Raw genomic sequence first — 18,000 nt, 5'->3', positions numbered from 1 at the left:
CTTAAAGCAACAATTAGCTGGTATTCTACCACACTATGAGCAAAACACACTTGACCGAACAGAAGTTTTCCGACTTCGCCCTGCACCCACAGGTTATCGAGGTCCTTGAAAATGAGGGATTTCATAATTGCACGCCTATCCAGGCGTTAACGTTGCCAATCACCCTAACCGGGCAAGATGTGGCGGGTCAGGCGCAAACAGGTACTGGAAAGACGCTCGCGTTTTTAGCGTCTACTTTTCATCATTTACTTTCTTTCCCAGCGGAAGAGGGAAAAATGATTAATCAACCACGCGCTTTAATTATGGGACCGACACGGGAGTTAGCCCTACAGATTCATGCAGACGCGGTGTCTTTATCTCAATCCAGCGGCTTGAAATTAGGTCTGGCTTACGGTGGGGATGGTTATGATAAACAACTTAAGGTACTGGAAAAGGGCGTCGATATTCTAATTGGCACCACTGGCCGTATCATTGGTTATGCAAAACAAGGCTATATTAATTTAGCTGCAATTCAGGTTGTGGTGTTAGATGAAGCTGATCGTATGTGTGATATCAGTTTTATCAAAGATATACGTTGGCTTTTTCATAGTATGCCATCAGCAGATAAACGCTTGAATATGCTATTTTCCGCCACCCTGTCTTGCCGAGTACATGAGCTTGCATTTGAACTAATGCATAATGGCCAATATGTTGAAGTAGAGCCGCTACAAAAAACAGGCCACCGTATTCAAGAAGAATTATTTTATCCTTCAAATGAAGAGAAAATGCGGCTATTACAAACACTGATTGAAGAAGAATGGCCAGATCGTTGTATTATTTTTTCTAATACTAAGCATCGTTGCGAAGATATTTGGCGTCATTTAGCCGCTGATGGCCATAGAGTTGGGCTATTGACAGGAGATGTTGCGCAAAAAAAACGTCAACGTATTTTAGAAGAATTTACAAAAGGCGATCTAGATATTTTAGTTGCGACGGATGTCGCTGCCCGTGGGTTGCATATTCCATTAGTGACACATGTTTTTAATTATGACCTACCTGATGATTGTGAAGATTATGTTCACCGCATAGGTCGTACTGGGCGGGCGGGAGAAAGTGGTTATTCAATCAGTTTAGCTTGTGAAGAGTACGCACTAAATTTGCCGGCAATTGAAGGCTATATCGGTCATAGGATCCCGGTCAGTAAATATAATAGTGATAGCTTGTTAACAGATTTGCCTCAACCCAAACCGCTACCACGTGCTCGTCGCACTCTCGTCGGTACGCGCCGCCAATCTGTATCACGTAGCGACAATAATGTATTACGTAACAACCGTAAACGATCAGGTCAATAATATACGATGTCCAATGCTACCTCACACCATGCTGTTATCGACCTAGGATCCAATAGTTTTCATATGTTGGTAGTACGTAAGGTAGCAGGCAGTATTCAGCCATTAAACCGTATTAAGCAAAAAGTACGCTTAGCAGCAAGTCTAGATGCTAAAAATTGCTTATCGCAAGCGTCACTAGAACGAGGTTGGCAATGCTTAACATTATTTGCTACCTCTTTACAAAATATTCCTCGTCATCAGATCCGTGTGGTTGCAACCGCTGCATTGAGGTTAGCATCTAATGCGGATCTATTTTTGGCCAGAGCACGTGATATTCTAAATTGTTCTATCGAAGTGATTAGTGGTGAGGAAGAAGCACGGCTCATTTATCAGGGAATGGCACAAAATACCATAGGGCCGGAAAAGCGTTTAGTGGTTGATATTGGAGGAGGCAGTACCGAGCTGATTGCTGGCAGTGGGACGCAAGCTAATATTCTAGTTAGTTTGCCCATGGGCTGTGTTACCTGGCTGGATCGTTATTTTCACGATGCTGTGCTATCAACCCAAAATTTTGCTCAAGCTGAACAAAGTGCGGGAGAAATTATTCAGCCAGTTGGCGTGAATTTTCGTCACCATGGTTGGCAAATTTGCGTTGGGACTTCTGGTATTGTTCAACGATTGCAAGAAATTATGATCAATCAAGGGATGGACGAATTGATCACCTTAGAAAGGTTACAGCAATTGAAACAAAAAGCGATTGTCTGCGGCAATATAGAGAATCTGGATATTGCAGGATTGACGTTAGAGCGTACCGGTGTTTTTCCCAGTGGTTTGTCGATTTTGATCGCTATTTTTCAGGAATTAAATATCGAAAGTATGGGTCTTTCAGGAGGAGGGCTGCGGGAGGGGCTGTTGTACGAGATGCTGTGTTAGCACCTGCTCGAAATCTCTTGTGCTCGCTGATACTTCGTCAAAAACGGGCTCAAAATGCTCATTTACTGTATGTAAACTGCGCTTTTTCGCCCATTTTTTCCTCAATTGAGCGTCGCTCAAGAAGATTTCGAATAGGCTCTTAGCAAAATTCGCTGTAAACTGTTGTCCAATAGGGCGGGGAGCAGTCACTTATTGTCTGACTAATCGCCCTATGGCTGATGTCGATTCGTAATCGCTTCTAAAGGGATTAATATCTAATCCTCCTCGACGTGTATATCTGGCAAAAACCGTTAATTTTTGTGGATGACAATATTTTTTTATATCTAAAAATATCCTTTCTACACATTGCTCATGAAATTCATTATGTTTTCGGAACGAGATAATATATCGAAGCAACTTTTCTCTATCTATTTTTTTGCCTTCATATTTTATAAAAACACTGGCCCAGTCAGGTTGCAGGGTGACTAAACAATTAGATTTTAAAAGATTTGACGTCAGGCGCTCAGTAACAAAAGGTGATTTTTCTGTCACTGCATTTTTTAAATGATCAGCATTAAATTTATAGTCATTGACCTCTATATCGCTTTCATCAATGCTAATGTAGTCAGGCTCATCAATTTTTTTGCTGTAATTTTTCATCCCCTCAAATAGTGTCACTTTCACTTCAGCTTCAGCGATGTGAGAGAGGTCTTTTGAGATATGTTGGTGAACCTCTGAAGAATCGAGATAGGATTGGTTTAGACTATTTAAATAAAGTTTGAGTGATTTGGATTCAATCAAATTTGGGGATGTGGCGGGTACAGTAAACTCCGCCATAGCAACCTGCGGTTTTCCTTTTTTATTCAACCAAGAAAGTTCATATGCCGTCCACAAATCAAATCCAGTGAAGGGTATTTTTTCATCGATTAAGCCTATTTCTTTTCTTCCTACTGATCGAGGTATGGCTACTAATAATTTTTCGTTGTATGTATCTATATACTGTGATTTTTGACCAAGATGTTTTGAATAAAGGTATTGACTGTTATTCATCTCTTATTTCCTTATAATTTTTTAACGCATGGTATTTTTTTAAAAACCATTGACCCCAATAGGTTGAAGACGTTAATACGGGGCGTATAACAGAGACAACTTGAGTTTTATTAACAGCTCCAAAATAACGTGAATCAAATGAAGTAGGACTGTGCTCCGTCATCAGTAATAATTCGGATTCACTTAAGGTGTAAGATGCTATGCTGATTTGTGGTAACAGTTGCCCGGCTCTGTCGGTTGGCAAAGGGGTAGTATGAGGCAGCAAGGTATCGTTCACGCTAACACCTTGAGCGGTAATCGCAATGTTGTCACCTTGGAGGGCAACAATTTTTTTCATCATATAACTATAGTTACCAGGACATAAACCGGAACCAATATAACCGCGCTGCTTTGCTTCCTTAAATGCGGCTTGTAGTGGGGGACAAAAAATAACATATTCGCCTTTCGCCATTGGTTTATCAGTGATCCAATACAGACCCAACGGCATACTGCTACTCGTATTGAGGCGCCCTCCTGCTAAAAAGAGAGCACCAGCTAATCCAATGGTAACCATCGCTAATACCGCGACTAGCGTGATTATTCTCATACGTTACCTATTAATTAACTAAAGAACCTCAACAATGGCTTTACACAGCGTTGACATATTTTCTTTCGTCATCCCTGCAATGTTAATTCGGCCAGAAGAGGCGGCATGAACAGAAAATTTTTCGCGTAAACCTGTTACCTGGTTAGCCGTTAAACCACTGTAGGAAAACATCCCATTCTGTTGTTTGATGAAACTGAAATTTGCTCCTTCTTTCTTCAATGTCTCAACGAACAGATCCCGCATCTCCTTAATACGTTGACGCATAGCCGTCAATTCTTTTTCCCAGAGAGGGCGTAACGTCGTTTTATCATTGAGGATAGCGGCCACGACAGCAGCACCATGAGCGGGTGGATTTGAGTAATTCGCACGAATAGTCGCTTTTATCTGACTAAATGCGTTATCCGCATCTTTCGGGCTGGCAGCAACCAGGGTGCAAGCACCGACACGTTCATTATATAAGCCAAAATTTTTCGAATAAGAGCTACAGACTATTAATTCATTATGCATTTTTGCAAAAGCACGTAATCCTTCCGCATCTTCATCAAGCCCTGTTGCGAAGCCTTGATAGGCAAAATCAAACAAAGGCAACAGGTTTTTTTCCTTCAAGAGTTTAGCCAATTCTTGCCATTGTTCTAGCGTTGGATCGATGCCGGTTGGATTATGGCAACAGCCGTGGAATAACACGACATCACCGGCTTGCGCCTTGTTTAAGTCAGCTTTTATTTTATCGAAATCCAGACAATGGTTGAGTGCATCGTAGTAGTTGTATTGAACCACTTCTAACCCGGCGGCGGGAAAAATATTGTGATGATTCGGCCAAGTGGGATTACTCACCCACACACGTTTAGCATCGGTTTTTTTGGCGATAAAATCAGCCGCAACCCGCAGCGCACCAGTTCCGCCCGGGGTCTGTGCAGTTCGCGCTCTTTTTTCCTTTATAATGTCGCAGCTCTCACCAAAAAGCAGTGCCTGTGTGCAGCCAGCAAAATTTTGTAATCCGTCAATGCTAAGATAATTTTTGCTGGTTTCATTTTCTAGCAGGTACTGCTCCGCTTTTTTTACACTAGATAACACCGGTGTTTTACCGGTTTCGTCTTGGTAGACACCAATGCCGAGGTTAATTTTGTTTGGCCGCAGATCTTTATTAAATTGCTCAGCAAGGCCTAAAATGGGATCAGCGGGAGCAAGCTCGATGTTTTCAAACATAAGAGAAATTTCCATAGCAATGGGTTTAAACAGATTGAGCCGTCAGATTAACCTGAGTATATGGCTTTGCCAATTAATCGTCGCGTTTAGCCGCCAGTGTTTCTGCCAATTGTTTTGCACGGACACAATAGGGACATCCAGAACGTCCAAAAATTACAGTACGCATTTTTTATACCTAGTCATTTAATTTTAAATTAAAAAATAGAAGAGCGAAAAGTGATCTAAACCCGCGTTCAGCATTCCTCTCTATTTAGATTGTCTTTTGAAGCTTTTACGATGTTTATACCCATAGTCCTGCAAATTGCCGCTAGGCGGCCAGAGGGGAAACCGATGAACGTGCAGCCAACACGCGGCAGCTTCAAAAGCGAAGAGCATAAACATCGTAAAAGCTTCACAATACATTTGCAAATAGTATGTACTAACGGTTTTATTGTTTATTTTTATCTTAAAGTAAATTAGAATAATAAATATTCTCATTATTATTTAGTAATTTTTGGTTATGCGATACAGAGGTCATATGCGGTTTGTTCCTCAGCAATATTATAAAATAATTCATTTTTTTCCCGAGATCCTACCTACCTACCGGCAAAAATTACTTTCTTTAGGCATGTTACCTGGCGCATCGTTTCAAGTGATTCGTTTGGCGCCCTTTGGGGATCCTGTTCAAATTCAAATTCGAGGCGTTAGCTTATTATTACGCAAAAAGGATTTGAATTTTTTGAGGTTAGAAGCACATTCTTAGCGCCTGTTCAAAATCTTCTTGAATGAGGAAAACATGGGCAAAAAATTTATGTGAGAAAAAAAACCTAGGGAGTATTAAGGGAGGATAAAATGTATATCTTGGTGGTGGCTCTGAAAGCTACATACCGGCACGTACATCGCCTGCTACGGCTGCTTCCTTCCGGACCTGACCGAATTCACAAGTTAGTACTGCGAGAGAACCAACAGAGCCGCCATTGAATGCCCCTTTATGTTTCGGAGCGGGCGGCATTATTCACCATGCTTGAGTAAATAGCAAGAGCTTATAGCCAAATCGTTTTAGCTTGATTCTGTGTTATCGTCGCTTACCGTACCATTTGTACTGTCTGTACCCCTCCGCCTTGAATCAAATTAGTAGGTAGCTGAAAAAACAAACTTTATTGCAGTGGGATAAAATATCTTCGTGGATAAAAGCAGTATTTAGCTGCTAATTGCTACGATATCGTTATAATGCTGAACTTTACTTCTGGCTGCCATGGCAGTCTTAGAGACTGTTTGGAATCTCTTGTGCTCGCTGATACTTCATCAAATATGCGCTCAAAATGCTCATTTGCCTTATGTAAACTGCGCTTTTTCGCTCATTTTTTCTCAATTAAGCGTCGCTCAAAAAGATTTGGAACAGGCTCTTAGAGTATAAAGTAACAAATCAGTTATCTCGGACGATTTTGATGTCGTCAATTTGTCGACCTTTTAGTAACTGCTTTTAAAACACCATTTGGATACAGCATGTCGGATAAGTTTCATATTTTGCTTATAAACGGCCCTAACCTCAATTTGCTTGGGACACGTGAACCAGAACAGTACACTGCGATCACGCTGGAAGAAGTGATTAGCGGATTGAAGCAAAAAGCGCAAGAATTGAATGTCGAATTATCTTACCTGCAATCGAACGTAGAGCATGAACTTATCGATAGAATTCATCAGGCACAAGGAAATATCGATTTTATTTTGATCAATCTGGCCGCTTTCACGCATACCAGTATCGCTTTGCGTGATGCACTATTAGCAGTGCGAATTCCTTTTATTGAAATTCACCTTTCTAACGTGTATGCCAGAGAGCCTTTTCGCCATCATTCATACTTTTCCGATATTGCAATTGGCACAATTTGTGGGTTAGGTGCTGATGGCTATAGTTTTGCTTTACAAGCAGCCGTCAATCGCTTATCCAAATATAATAAAATGACATATACCCAATGAATTTTGAGTTACGGCAAGGCGGCAATCAATCGAATCCCAGAAGTGTACAAGTAGTACATGACTGGGGTGAGTGCGAGCTGCCAACGCGGCCGTAACTTGAAAGGCAAAGGGTATAGAGACAATACGGAATCACCCTCATGGATATTCGTAAAATTAAAAAACTTATCGAACTGGTTGAGGAATCTGGCATTTCAGAGCTAGAAATCTCAGAAGGTGAAGAGTCAGTACGCATTAATCGTGCACCGACTCCATCGCATCATCCAATAATGCAACCACCATCTTATATTCCTACTGTTGCAGTGCAACAGCCTGCCGTTAACACAACAGCTCCTACGGTCGTTGAATCTGTATCGAATCATGTCATTCGTTCGCCGATGGTCGGTACTTTTTACCGTACACCTAGCCCAGAAGCCAAAGCTTTCGTTGAAATAGGACAAAAAGTTTCTGTCGGTGATACTTTATGTATTATTGAAGCCATGAAGATGATGAATCTTATTGAAGCAGATAAGTCCGGTACGATAAAAGCTATTTTGGTAGAAAACGGTCAACCGATTGAATTCGATCAGCCTCTTGTCGTCATCGAATAATGAGGCCACTATGCTTGATAACCCTATGATTGAAAAAATTATTATCGCTAACCGGGGAGAAATTGCTTTACGGATATTGCGAGCTTGTAAAGAACTCGGGATAAAAACGGTGGCAGTTCACTCTACGGCGGATCGTGATCTAAAACATGTTTTATTGGCGGACGAAACAGTATGCATTGGCTCCGCTGCTTCGGTTAAAAGCTATCTGAATATTCCCGCCATTATTTCGGCGGCTGAAATTACCGGTGCCACTGCTATTCATCCGGGATATGGTTTTTTGTCTGAAAATGCAGATTTCGCTGAACAAGTAGAGCATTCAGGATTTATTTTTATTGGCCCAACAGCAGAAACTATCCGTTTAATGGGCGATAAAGTTTCCGCCATCAACGCCATGAAAAAAGCAGGAGTTCCTTGTGTACCTGGATCTGACGGTTCATTAGGCAATGATGCCAAAAAAAATCAGGCGGTGGCAAAAAAAATAGGCTATCCGGTTCTTATTAAAGCCTCCGGGGGTGGAGGTGGGCGAGGTATGCGGGTAGTTCATGATGCTAAAGATTTAGAAAAAGCTATCGATATGACCCGAACAGAAGCTAAGGCTGCTTTTAATAACGATACGGTTTATATGGAAAAATATCTTGAAAATCCTCGCCATATCGAAATTCAAATCTTAGCCGATGGTAAAGGTAATGCGCTTTATCTCGCTGAACGTGACTGTTCAATGCAGCGCCGTCATCAAAAAGTGGTGGAAGAAGCCCCAGCCCCTGGTCTTAGCAATGATATTCGGTCTAATATCGGTGAATGCTGTGTCAAAGCCTGCATTGATATTGGCTACCGTGGCGCCGGTACCTTTGAATTTCTGTATGAGAATGGTGAATTTTATTTTATTGAGATGAATACACGTATTCAGGTTGAACATCCCGTCACCGAGATGATAACGGGTATTGATCTGATCAAAGAACAGCTGCGGATTGCGGCAGGTCAACGACTTTCTATTCAACAAGACGATGTGGTAGTTCGTGGCCATGCGATTGAATGTCGTATTAACGCGGAAGACGCAAAAACTTTCCTACCTAGCCCTGGAAAAATTACGCGGTTCCATGCCCCAGGAGGGTTTGGTGTACGCTGGGAATCGCATATTTATACCAATTACACCGTGCCGCCCTATTATGATTCGATGATTGGAAAACTGATTACTTATGGTGAAAATCGTGAAGCGGCGATTGCACGTATGAAGCATGCATTGACCGAGCTGATTATTGATGGAATCAAAACTAATATTGAATTGCATCAACAGATTATGGATGATGAATGCTTTCAGAAAGGGAGTACCAATATCCACTATTTGGAAAAAAACTAGAATTATAAAAAAATTAATTATACCCACAGCTCTTCAAATTGCTGCTTTTTTATCCAAAAATTCGTGGGAATGTTCGCATCAGTCTAATTTGATTCAAGGCGGAGGAGCACAGACAGTACAAATAGTACGGTAGGCGATGACAACATAAAATCAAATTAGACTGATGCGGTTATATTGACATCCTCTTCATTTCCCCCCGACTTAGGTCGATGGGATCCCCCTTTCGGAAAATGATGAAAGCAATAATAGACCTCTTCGGAAACTATCATTTATCTAATTTCCATGTTATAAATTGCAGCAATCAGATTAAATCTTAATCCAAAACGTTTTCGCCTGTTTCGATAACGGTCTGATACAATTTTAAATCTTTTAATCATACCAATGACATGTTCGTTTAATACACGCTGGCTTGATAACGCACGATTGTTGCGTTTATCTTCTTTTGTTAAGGGATTTTTCTTTGTCTTTTTCTTAGGCAACGCCGAGTTTGAATGAATCTTGCCAAGCCCTTGGTAACCTGTATCGGTAACTGTTTTGATGTCAGGATGTATTCGCACACCAGACTCCTTAAACAACCTAAAATCATGGCGCCTCCCATTCGTAAAGCTTGTACAGATGACTGCTTTACTTTTTTTATCAACGAGCACTTGTGTTTTTAAGGTGTGTCGTTTCTTTTTTCCTGAGTAAAACGGCTTTTGTTTTTTTGGGGACGTTCAATCGGCGTTTCTGTGGCATCAATAAGAACCAGCTCATACTCCCTATCCCTTTTTAATACAGCTTTGCGTCCAGGTAGGGCAAAATCAGGATGCTTTATTAGCGTATTCTCTATCCATTTAATCGTTTCATAGCATGTGCTCTCACTCACGCCATAGCTTTGGCTGACATGAAAATAAGTGCGATATTCTCGTATATACTCCAGTGCCATTAATAAGCGCTCTTCTAAACCCCGCTTGGGTTTCCGACCTCCTTTCCCTTGCTTACTCTTATCTGCTTCATTCAATATCTTTATCATCTTTTCAAATGTACTGCGTTTAACACCCGTTAAGCGACGAAATTTTTCCTCTTCCAGTACTTTTATTACTTCATATTTCATGGCGGCTCCTTGTTCAGGAGTGTTTTACCAAAATTCCTCATGAATGCTAGTTTCCGAAGAGGTCTAATGAATAAAAGATTCATTCAAATTCACAAAGAGGCACGATGGTCTTTAGGCTTAACACTGCTGTACCTAGCAGGATGGATAATAAGCGCTTACCTACCTGGCAATGCCCTTGGGGTAACTAGACTGCCTTTGTGGTTTGAAATAGCCTGTATTTTCCTGCCATTACTCTTTATTTTCCTTTGTTGGTTGATGGTGCGACTGATTTTTCGTGATATGTCGTTGGAAGAGCCCGATGCAGATTAATGTGGTTTTACCGTTATGCGCCTATCTTATCTTAATTTTCGCTTTATCTTTTTATTCTTATACTCGTCCGCGAACTGGAAGTTTTAGCTTGTACAGATGACTGCTTTACTTTTTTTATCAACGAGCACTTGTGTTTTTAAGGTGTGTCGTTTCTTTTTTCCTGAGTAAAACGGCTTTTGTTTTTTTGGGGACGTTCAATCGGCGTTTCTGTGGCATCAATAAGAACCAGCTCATACTCCCTATCCCTTTTTAATACAGCTTTGCGTCCAGGTAGGGCAAAATCAGGATGCTTTATTAGCGTATTCTCTATCCATTTAATCGTTTCATAGCATGTGCTCTCACTCACGCCATAGCTTTGGCTGACATGAAAATAAGTGCGATATTCTCGTATATACTCCAGTGCCATTAATAAGCGCTCTTCTAAACCCCGCTTGGGTTTCCGACCTCCTTTCCCTTGCTTACTCTTATCTGCTTCATTCAATATCTTTATCATCTTTTCAAATGTACTGCGTTTAACACCCGTTAAGCGACGAAATTTTTCCTCTTCCAGTACTTTTATTACTTCATATTTCATGGCGGCTCCTTGTTCAGGAGTGTTTTACCAAAATTCCTCATGAATGCTAGTTTCCGAAGAGGTCTAATGAATAAAAGATTCATTCAAATTCACAAAGAGGCACGATGGTCTTTAGGCTTAACACTGCTGTACCTAGCAGGATGGATAATAAGCGCTTACCTACCTGGCAATGCCCTTGGGGTAACTAGACTGCCTTTGTGGTTTGAAATAGCCTGTATTTTCCTGCCATTACTCTTTATTTTCCTTTGTTGGTTGATGGTGCGACTGATTTTTCGTGATATGTCGTTGGAAGAGCCCGATGCAGATTAATGTGGTTTTACCGTTATGCGCCTATCTTATCTTAATTTTCGCTTTATCTTTTTATTCTTATACTCGTCCGCGAACTGGAAGTTTTCTTAACGAATATTTTGTCGGCAATCGTTCTATGGGGGGGTTTTTGTTAGCGATGACATTAACTACCACCTATATTGGCGCTAGTTCGTTTATCGGCGGGCCAGGGGCGGCATATAAATATGGATTAGGTTGGGTATTATTGTCGATGATCCAACTGCCAGTAGTCTGGTTATCTTTAGGCGTATTGGGCAAAAAACTGGCTATTTTGGCCCGTCGTTATAACGCTGTCACATTGAACGATATATTGTATGCCCGTTATCAAAGCCGTTTACTGGTTTGGTTAGCCAGTCTCAGTTTACTAATGGCTTTGATTGGCGCGATGACAGCACAATTTATCGGTGGGGCGCGTTTATTGGAAATCGCGGCGGGTATCCCGTATGACGCTGGACTACTGATTTTTGGTCTTAGTACTATTCTGTATACCGCTTTCGGTGGCTTCCGTGCTAGCGTATTAAACGATGCGTTACAGGGGTTGGTGATGTTAATCGGCACTATTTTACTTCTTATTGCCGTAGTCTATGCCGCTGGGGGATTAACGCAAGCAGTAGAAAAATTGATAGATATCGATCCCAATCTGATTTCACCACAAGGGAGTGAGCAGCGCTTAGATTTGCCTTTCATGGCTTCTTTCTGGGTGTTGGTCTGTTTTGGCTTGATTGGTTTGCCTCCTACGGCAGTACGCTGTATCGCTTATAGAGATAGCAAAGCGGTGCATCAAGGGATGATCCTTGGCACTATTGTTGTGGCGATATTAATGTTGGGAATGCATCTGGCGGGAGTATTAGGCCGTGCTGTCTTACCTGATCTTAAGATCCCAGATCAAGTTATTCCAACGTTAATGATCATGGTGCTGCCATCATTTGCTGCTGGAATATTTCTAGCGGCACCGCTCGCCGCAATTATGTCGACGATCAATGCCCAGTTGTTACAATCATCTGCAACGATTGTCAAAGATCTGTATCTTAATTTACAGCCTGATCAAATTAAAAATGAGCGAAAACTCACCTATATTTCTAGTTTATCGACACTCATCTTAGGTCTGTTATTACTCTTAACGGCGTGGTATCCACCAGAGATGATTATCTGGCTTAATCTACTGGCACTAGGAGGTCTTGAGGTCATCTTTTTATGGCCATTATTACTAGGGTTATACTGGGAGAAAGCCAACGCATATGGTGCCATTAGTTCGATGATGACGGGCGGGGTATGTTATACATTATTGGTTAGCTTTAATATCCATCTTGGCGGTTTTCATCCGATTGTCCCTTCGTTGGCGTTTAATCTGTTGGCTTTTTATATCGGTAACCAGTTCGGTGATAGGAAGCAGACCGTTAGCCCCTAAATCAGACTTGACATTCTCCCCGACTGAATTTTAGCGGAGGATCATCGGTGATGACTGATTTTTAGAGGGGAACCTTACAAGGTCAACGGTATGCTCTGTCGCTAAAATTAGAGCAGCGACTTAAATGAATTGCACTCCAGCTTTAAAAAATCTGGCGGGGATATACTGATCAAAACCTTCTGCTCTACAAAATTCTCTTAATTGATTTGATGAATTAACGCCTGCTTTTTGCTTGTATAGCACTTGCAGTTTATTTTCTACTGTGCGGTGAGAGAGATTTAATTTTTTCCCTATTTCCTTTGCACTCATATGGGTATGTAGCAAGCAAAAAATGATTTCAAGTTCTTTTTCAGTAATTTTAAATTTATTTTCCGGCGGGGTTGTAGTTAGCACCGGCGGTATTTTGTCGTTAAACAATTCATATAAAGAAACAAAATTGAACTTCCTTACATGGTATACGGTGCCAATACACTGCTTGTCGTTGCTAAAGAGGGGAAATTTTTCGCAAAGCGTGTGCTCCCTTCCCCATAAGGGAGCATTGGCTAAAATGCTGCCTTTATTCCGTCTTGGTTTAGGTGGCTCGATGGGAGAAGGCCATCAATATTTTCCGTGGATCCATATTGATGACATGGTAAATGCAATTGATTATCTGCTGACGCATGACGCTCTACAGGGAGCCTACAATATGGTTTCCCCTTCACCCCTGCGTAACGAGCAATTCAGTGCCATACTGGCTAGCGTTTTGCGCCGTCCTGCCTTTTTACGCGCTCCTGCTAGTCTTATCCGCCTCTTGATGGGAGAATCTGCCGTGTTGGTGTTGGGTGGTCAGCAGGCCATTCCCAAACGTTTACAGGCCGCCGGTTTTTGCTTTCGCTATGGTGATTTGGAAGACGCTTTGCGGGAATGTATAGCCAAATCAGTTTAATTTGATTTAAGTGTTGTCGTCGCTTGCCGTACTGTTTGTACTGTCTGCGCTCCTCCGCCTTGAATCAAATTAAACGGATTCGGCTATATAACAGCGAGTATAAATCACGGTAAATAGCGATAATATTTTAAATATAATGAAAAATAAAAAAGATAAAAATATTTATATATTCTCTTTTAAAATTTATATTTAAAAGAGTGGCCATTACTTTTATTATAAATAAAACTGAAATAAGAAAAAATAATAATAATTAATGAATTTATTTTATAAATTTATTAATTTTACGTTTTTCTCGCTACATCTTTATATAAATATTTTATTAGAAAAAGCGATCAATATATAGAGATGATTTAAATTATCGAAATTTAAAATAATGGAATTTTATATGACTTAATATATAAGGATGAGTGCTATGAAAGAAAAAAATGAAACAGAAGACGTTCCCCCGGCAATTTCATCCTCTAGTTATGCTAAAAAATTGTCTCTCTATCCACGCGGCGTAGGTTACACCAATCAAGATACAATACAACCGATTTTTTTTCTAAAACAATTAATCATCCTCCCTCAGGATGTAACAAATCGGTTAATGCCTGATGAAAATTCAGCGCCAGCAACTGGTATTACTCCTCGGAGAAGGGCGAGACGTTCCGTTGTTATGCCTCGTTTTAACAGAGGTGTTGCCATGGTGGATACTGGGATAACTCGGTACGGGCGTACGAGCAAGGTTCGTAATTTGTCTCGAGATGAAAGAAAACGCGAAAAGGCCTCACAAGAAGAACAAGAAAAATACCGTGCTCAACAAACATTGGTAGCTGCGCATCTAACCTCTGATTTGACTATTAGTGCGGCTAAAAACAAGCTAAATAAAATTGAAAAAAAACGCCGACCTTCGCGATCTAGCTCTCGTTTTCGCCAAATTAGCCCTAATGTTAAGTCAATACGATTAACCGGCGCAGCATTGGGCGTGTTATCGGCTGGGTTTGATTTATACCATGCTGTTTCAGCATTTCGTGCGTTGTCTACCACCACTGACCCTAAAACCAGGCAGAACTTGATAGTGAAAGGTTCACTTTATACGGCGGCGACAAGCGTAGGTATTGGGATGGCCTATGTCGGCGCATTAGGTGGAACTGCAGCCGCTGTGGGGGGGCCAATCGCTGTGGCGTTAGTCGTTGGGATATACGCAACCGCAGAGATTTATACCATGGTACGCGCAATAGAAGAGGTTGAACGCTATGTGAAAAATTTGACCTGGGTAGAAAAACTAAAAATAGCCTGGCTTACATTTAGTGGGCTGATGCTAAGCCCCGATATAGAAAATCCGCTGGCGGCTGCTCACACTAAGCTCGAACTAGAACGCGCTCGCGATAGCGAGTTGGAAAGGCAAATGACAGCGTTACTGATCTCTGATCGTTTTATTGATAGCCTTTATTTCAGTCGACCTGATGTTACGATGATAGACTGCAATTTTCAGCAACTCTTTGGTAAGGATCACCGTGGTTATGAGCGCCTGGTACGGGATAATATTCCTCCATCGGAACATCTCGAGCTCGAAGAACTGGAAAGGTCTTTGACTTATGAAGATTATGCAGGATCGAGCCCTGATCCCTATGAGGTGAGAAGATATACTACCTATGTGGTGAGCAGACAGGGAGCGATAAAAGTGACGAAAGCCATTTACCGTTACCGGTCGCTTCGCACCGCCCCTAATAGCTATAAAGCTTATAGCCAAGGGAATTTTCAAGAGATTGACGATACCATTGATAGTCATGGCAGATTATCTGCTGGTGTGATTAAACGGCAGTTTATTGGCACGCACGAGCTGGTGGGCAAATTGGTCGATCCACAAGGCAAATCACTCACGACTCGCCTTAACATTATTTACAATGATAATCATGCGGTGACGGGTGATTTTAACGGTGATGGCCACCGTGATATTGGCTATTTTTCTCCACAGGGATTTTATTGGCTACGTGCGATGGGGAAAGGCGATTATGCTGCAGCTGAGCGGGTTAAAAATGTCGAAGCGCTTCATGCTCCTACAGTGCGCACGCTGGTGGCAGATATTAACAAAGATAATCTAGACGATATTGTAATTATCGGTAATAGCCGAAATCCTATTCGTATTTTGCTGTCAGAGCCAAATGGCACCTTTACTGACAAACCATTCACACTAACGCCAGGCGCCTTTTCACGAGACGCTATATTGATCGATATTGATAAAGATGGCCGGGCGGATTTAGTAACATTTACTATAAATAATATCAACATCTGCTATGGTAACGCGCATCGCACTTTCGATGCCCCGATTTCCTTTTCAGTGCCAGCATCAAAACGTCCCCCGACAAATCAAAATACTTATCGTCTTGCCGGCGATATCAATGGTGATGGGTGCGGAGACGTCGTTTGGTTTACCGAAGACGGGTCAATGTCTATTCTGCTGGGCACCCCAAACCGGAAAATCCCTTTTACCGCGCTGAAAGCAAAAAAGAGCGCTGCAATAGAAAAGCTACAAGGGGATTTTGATACGGCGCAAATACAGTTGTATGACATGAATGGCGATGGCCGTGCCGATTTTGTGGTGATCCAAGATGATGGCAGCTATACCGTCGCCTATGGGAAAAAAAATGGCGAATTTAGTCGGGAAGAACGGGATACCGTAGGCGAAGAAGATGGAAAAACAGTGCACTATCGTCCTAACATACTGGCGGTTCGTCGCCAGCAGCATATCCTTGGGATCAGCACAGGTAATGATGGTTACAAAGCGTTATTGTCTCTTAATCAGCAAGGGGAAGTAAACGCCCATAGCTTTCAGGCTACGCCGATAACAGAGAGAAAAGCGCTTTACAAATTAGGCGGGGCTAATGATACGCTGACTGGTGAGCAGGATAAGAAAAATGACTTTGAAGTTGCAGCAGGGAGAAAACAATTGACAGGCGGGCCGCTTTCAGAGCGATTTTTGTTGATGGGCGCCGCTGTGCCGGATACACCAAGTATCCTGAAAGGAGGAATGGATGATAGCGCCCTCGATAATGCTGATACAGTAATCGCTGTCGCCAAACCAAGCGCAATATACAAGGGTTACTACATCGATCTTACCCAAGGTTTTGTCAAGTATCGTTACAAGGATAGCAGCAGCACAGAACCAATACATGTCGCTAACTTGCAGCATATCGAAAACGCCGTAGGGCACCGTGAAACTGATGATATATTGATAGGTAATGATCTGGCCAACATTCTCGATGGCGTTGGCGGCAATGATCGTATTTTTGCTAAAGGTGGTAATGACATTATCAGGTTGCAAGCCGGTGAAGCACACGGTGGGCAGGGGGTCGATATCTATCATATTTTGCAACATAACAGTCAACGACATCTATCGATAACATTAGTAGAAACCGCAAATCAGCAAGAAAACAGCAGTATTGTATTGGACTATAAGGCAGAGCAAATTATCGCGATTAACCAGGTAGGTGGCGATGTTTTTCTGACGCTACGTAGTGACAGTGGCTCGTCCACTACCTTGACATTACGTGGTATTTACAGTGCTCCTCAGGATAATAAAAGAACATTACAGCATGACTATCAGCTGCATACCCGTGATGGGTTCTTAATAGGATGGCCGTCTACTGTAGCGGCACGCCGAAATATCGGTTCGTTTGCTACTACCCTAGCCGCTCAATACAACCCAATAAATGATCGAAGCTGGAAAATGCGCACGCAAGGCTTAGAAACGGAAAGTATATCGGTTCGTTTACAATCACGTAATCAACAGGGACAGGGGCAAGTCACTATTTCGGATCGTCATGGTTTGACAACAAGTACCGCCGTATTACCTGGATTTATGCAACTGGTGATGGAAGTCCCCTTATTTAACGATATCAGGGAAGGAGAAAGCGGCGATGATATTTATTGCTATGCCACCGGGGACGGTCACGATAGCATTATTGAAAAAGCAGGCAATGACCGCTTAACGTTCATATCAGAGGAAATCACCAAAGAAAAACTATGGTTAAAAAAAGAAAACAATGATTTGATTGTCTTGGTGAATGGCTCAGATTCAGGTGATAGCGTGACGATAAAAGATTATTACGCTCTATCAAAGCGCTCAGGGGCTGAATCAAAGATAGAAACAATAGAAGCAGGGAAGTATCAATTAGTAGGCAATAACATTGATAGAATGGTGATGGCGATGGCGGCTTTCTCAACTAGCGCTGATGAATTGAACATAGGTGCACGGCTTGATGAAGTACAGAAGCAAATCAACACACTATGGGTAGAAAGCACGATGAGATTGACATCATCTCCGCCCTAAAGGGCGAGGAAGAGGCGGTAGCTTCAAAGGCGAAGGGGATATCCACACGCCAGACACTCAAATCTACTAGGGTGTCTGGCGATTTTCG

Annotated in this window: 14 protein-coding genes, 1 other RNA gene and 4 pseudogenes; 11 read left to right on the top strand and 8 right to left on the bottom strand. The window is 41.9% G+C overall.

The features are described from left to right. Positions 1–35 precede the first annotated feature (35 nt). A complete protein-coding gene (gene rhlB, locus REG_RS06660) occupies positions 36–1,331 on the top strand; it encodes an ATP-dependent RNA helicase RhlB (RefSeq protein WP_006704940.1) in 1,296 nt (431 codons plus the stop codon). Between the two features lie 6 nt (positions 1,332–1,337). Next, positions 1,338–2,237, top strand: a pseudogene (locus REG_RS06655) (Ppx/GppA phosphatase family protein); the annotation flags it as partial. Positions 2,238–2,432: 195 nt separating this feature from the next. Here REG_RS06655 and queF read toward each other — a convergent pair. The 4 genes and pseudogenes from queF to REG_RS11320 form a co-directional block, all read right to left on the bottom strand. Next, positions 2,433–3,272, bottom strand: coding sequence for an NADPH-dependent 7-cyano-7-deazaguanine reductase QueF (gene queF / locus REG_RS06650; RefSeq protein ID WP_006704938.1), 840 nt, complete (start codon positions 3,270–3,272; stop codon positions 2,433–2,435). Then, positions 3,265–3,858 (bottom strand): conjugative transfer signal peptidase TraF, encoded by a 594-nt coding sequence (gene traF / locus REG_RS06645; protein WP_006704937.1) that lies wholly within the window; start codon positions 3,856–3,858, stop codon positions 3,265–3,267. The genes queF and traF overlap by 8 nt, the downstream gene beginning before the upstream one ends. A gap of 18 nt (positions 3,859–3,876) precedes the next feature. Next, complete coding sequence (locus REG_RS06640; protein WP_039907644.1) at positions 3,877–5,064, bottom strand: amino acid aminotransferase; 1,188 nt, start codon at positions 5,062–5,064, stop codon at positions 3,877–3,879. A 76-nt stretch (positions 5,065–5,140) separates the two neighbouring features. Beyond that, positions 5,141–5,230 (bottom strand): annotated as a pseudogene (locus tag REG_RS11320) (glutaredoxin domain-containing protein); the annotation flags it as partial. 351 nt (positions 5,231–5,581) lie between these two features. Here REG_RS11320 and feoA point away from each other — a divergent pair. Further along, positions 5,582–5,806 carry a ferrous iron transporter A gene (feoA, locus tag REG_RS06635; RefSeq protein ID WP_006704934.1) on the top strand — a complete coding sequence of 75 codons (225 nt, stop codon included), beginning with the start codon at positions 5,582–5,584 and terminating at the stop codon, positions 5,804–5,806. Between the two features lie 108 nt (positions 5,807–5,914). Here feoA and ffs read toward each other — a convergent pair. Beyond that, an RNA gene (gene ffs, locus REG_RS11315) (signal recognition particle sRNA small type) lies at positions 5,915–6,011 on the bottom strand. A gap of 538 nt (positions 6,012–6,549) precedes the next feature. Here ffs and aroQ point away from each other — a divergent pair. The 3 genes from aroQ to accC all read left to right on the top strand — a co-directional run bounded on the left by aroQ (position 6,550) and on the right by accC (position 8,964). Next, positions 6,550–7,020 carry a type II 3-dehydroquinate dehydratase gene (gene aroQ, locus REG_RS06630; RefSeq protein ID WP_006704933.1) on the top strand — a complete coding sequence of 157 codons (471 nt, stop codon included), beginning with the start codon at positions 6,550–6,552 and terminating at the stop codon, positions 7,018–7,020. Between the two features lie 137 nt (positions 7,021–7,157). Beyond that, on the top strand, positions 7,158–7,607 hold the full coding sequence (gene accB, locus REG_RS06625) for an acetyl-CoA carboxylase biotin carboxyl carrier protein (protein ID WP_006704932.1): 450 nt from the start codon (positions 7,158–7,160) through the stop codon (positions 7,605–7,607). Positions 7,608–7,632: 25 nt separating this feature from the next. Beyond that, on the top strand, positions 7,633–8,964 hold the full coding sequence (gene accC, locus REG_RS06620) for an acetyl-CoA carboxylase biotin carboxylase subunit (protein ID WP_039907783.1): 1,332 nt from the start codon (positions 7,633–7,635) through the stop codon (positions 8,962–8,964). A 269-nt stretch (positions 8,965–9,233) separates the two neighbouring features. On the opposite strand, the gene REG_RS12245 is transcribed toward accC, so the two are convergent. Then, positions 9,234–10,057, bottom strand: a protein-coding gene (locus REG_RS12245; RefSeq protein ID WP_260200023.1) for an IS5-like element ISRein1 family transposase whose coding sequence is annotated in 2 segments (ribosomal slippage) — positions 9,234–9,670 and positions 9,670–10,057 — 825 coding nt in all. Because the reading frame shifts where the segments join, the coding sequence is not laid out codon by codon here. A 66-nt stretch (positions 10,058–10,123) separates the two neighbouring features. Here REG_RS12245 and REG_RS06605 point away from each other — a divergent pair. After that, complete coding sequence (locus REG_RS06605) at positions 10,124–10,366, top strand: YhdT family protein (protein WP_006707829.1); 243 nt, start codon at positions 10,124–10,126, stop codon at positions 10,364–10,366. Positions 10,367–10,452: 86 nt separating this feature from the next. On the opposite strand, the pseudogene REG_RS06600 reads toward REG_RS06605, so the two are convergent. Continuing rightward, positions 10,453–10,940 (bottom strand): annotated as a pseudogene (locus REG_RS06600) (IS5-like element ISRein1 family transposase); the annotation flags it as partial. Between the two features lie 66 nt (positions 10,941–11,006). On the opposite strand from REG_RS06600, the gene REG_RS06595 reads away from it, so the two are divergent. Together REG_RS06595 and panF are read left to right on the top strand one after the other, a co-directional pair. Further along, positions 11,007–11,249, top strand: coding sequence for a YhdT family protein (locus REG_RS06595; protein ID WP_006707829.1), 243 nt, complete (start codon positions 11,007–11,009; stop codon positions 11,247–11,249). Next, positions 11,239–12,675, top strand: a complete 1,437-nt coding sequence (gene panF, locus REG_RS06590) for a sodium/pantothenate symporter (RefSeq protein WP_039907642.1) — start codon at positions 11,239–11,241, stop codon at positions 12,673–12,675. Before REG_RS06595 ends, panF begins: the two co-directional genes overlap by 11 nt. 120 nt (positions 12,676–12,795) lie before the next feature. Here panF and REG_RS12240 read toward each other — a convergent pair whose 3' ends face one another. After that, positions 12,796–13,068: a helix-turn-helix transcriptional regulator gene (locus tag REG_RS12240; RefSeq protein WP_260200225.1), complete on the bottom strand. Its 273-nt coding sequence runs from the start codon at positions 13,066–13,068 to the stop codon at positions 12,796–12,798. Between the two features lie 130 nt (positions 13,069–13,198). Here REG_RS12240 and REG_RS06580 point away from each other — a divergent pair. Next, positions 13,199–13,600 (top strand): annotated as a pseudogene (locus REG_RS06580) (DUF1731 domain-containing protein); the annotation flags it as partial. A gap of 412 nt (positions 13,601–14,012) precedes the next feature. After that, entirely contained in the window at positions 14,013–17,912 is a 3,900-nt protein-coding gene (locus tag REG_RS06575) for an FG-GAP-like repeat-containing protein (protein WP_039907640.1), read from the top strand. The last annotated feature ends 88 nt before the right edge of the window (positions 17,913–18,000 follow it).

The organism is Candidatus Regiella insecticola LSR1 (assembly GCF_000143625.1).
Taxonomy (GTDB): Bacteria; Pseudomonadota; Gammaproteobacteria; order Enterobacterales; family Enterobacteriaceae; genus Regiella; species Regiella insecticola.
Note: the sequence above shows the minus strand (reverse complement) of the source record. Positions and strands in the feature narration are given on the sequence as shown.

Coding starts and splice junctions, on each gene's coding strand:
- rhlB (WP_006704940.1), top strand. CDS start 36: ATGAGCAAAACACACTTGACCGAACAGAAGTTTTCCGACTTCGCCCTG.
- queF (WP_006704938.1), bottom strand. CDS start 3,272: ATGAATAACAGTCAATACCTTTATTCAAAACATCTTGGTCAAAAATCA.
- traF (WP_006704937.1), bottom strand. CDS start 3,858: ATGAGAATAATCACGCTAGTCGCGGTATTAGCGATGGTTACCATTGGA.
- REG_RS06640 (WP_039907644.1), bottom strand. CDS start 5,064: ATGTTTGAAAACATCGAGCTTGCTCCCGCTGATCCCATTTTAGGCCTT.
- feoA (WP_006704934.1), top strand. CDS start 5,582: ATGCGGTTTGTTCCTCAGCAATATTATAAAATAATTCATTTTTTTCCC.
- aroQ (WP_006704933.1), top strand. CDS start 6,550: ATGTCGGATAAGTTTCATATTTTGCTTATAAACGGCCCTAACCTCAAT.
- accB (WP_006704932.1), top strand. CDS start 7,158: ATGGATATTCGTAAAATTAAAAAACTTATCGAACTGGTTGAGGAATCT.
- accC (WP_039907783.1), top strand. CDS start 7,633: ATGATTGAAAAAATTATTATCGCTAACCGGGGAGAAATTGCTTTACGG.
- REG_RS06605 (WP_006707829.1), top strand. CDS start 10,124: ATGAATAAAAGATTCATTCAAATTCACAAAGAGGCACGATGGTCTTTA.
- REG_RS06595 (WP_006707829.1), top strand. CDS start 11,007: ATGAATAAAAGATTCATTCAAATTCACAAAGAGGCACGATGGTCTTTA.
- panF (WP_039907642.1), top strand. CDS start 11,239: ATGCAGATTAATGTGGTTTTACCGTTATGCGCCTATCTTATCTTAATT.
- REG_RS06575 (WP_039907640.1), top strand. CDS start 14,013: ATGAAAGAAAAAAATGAAACAGAAGACGTTCCCCCGGCAATTTCATCC.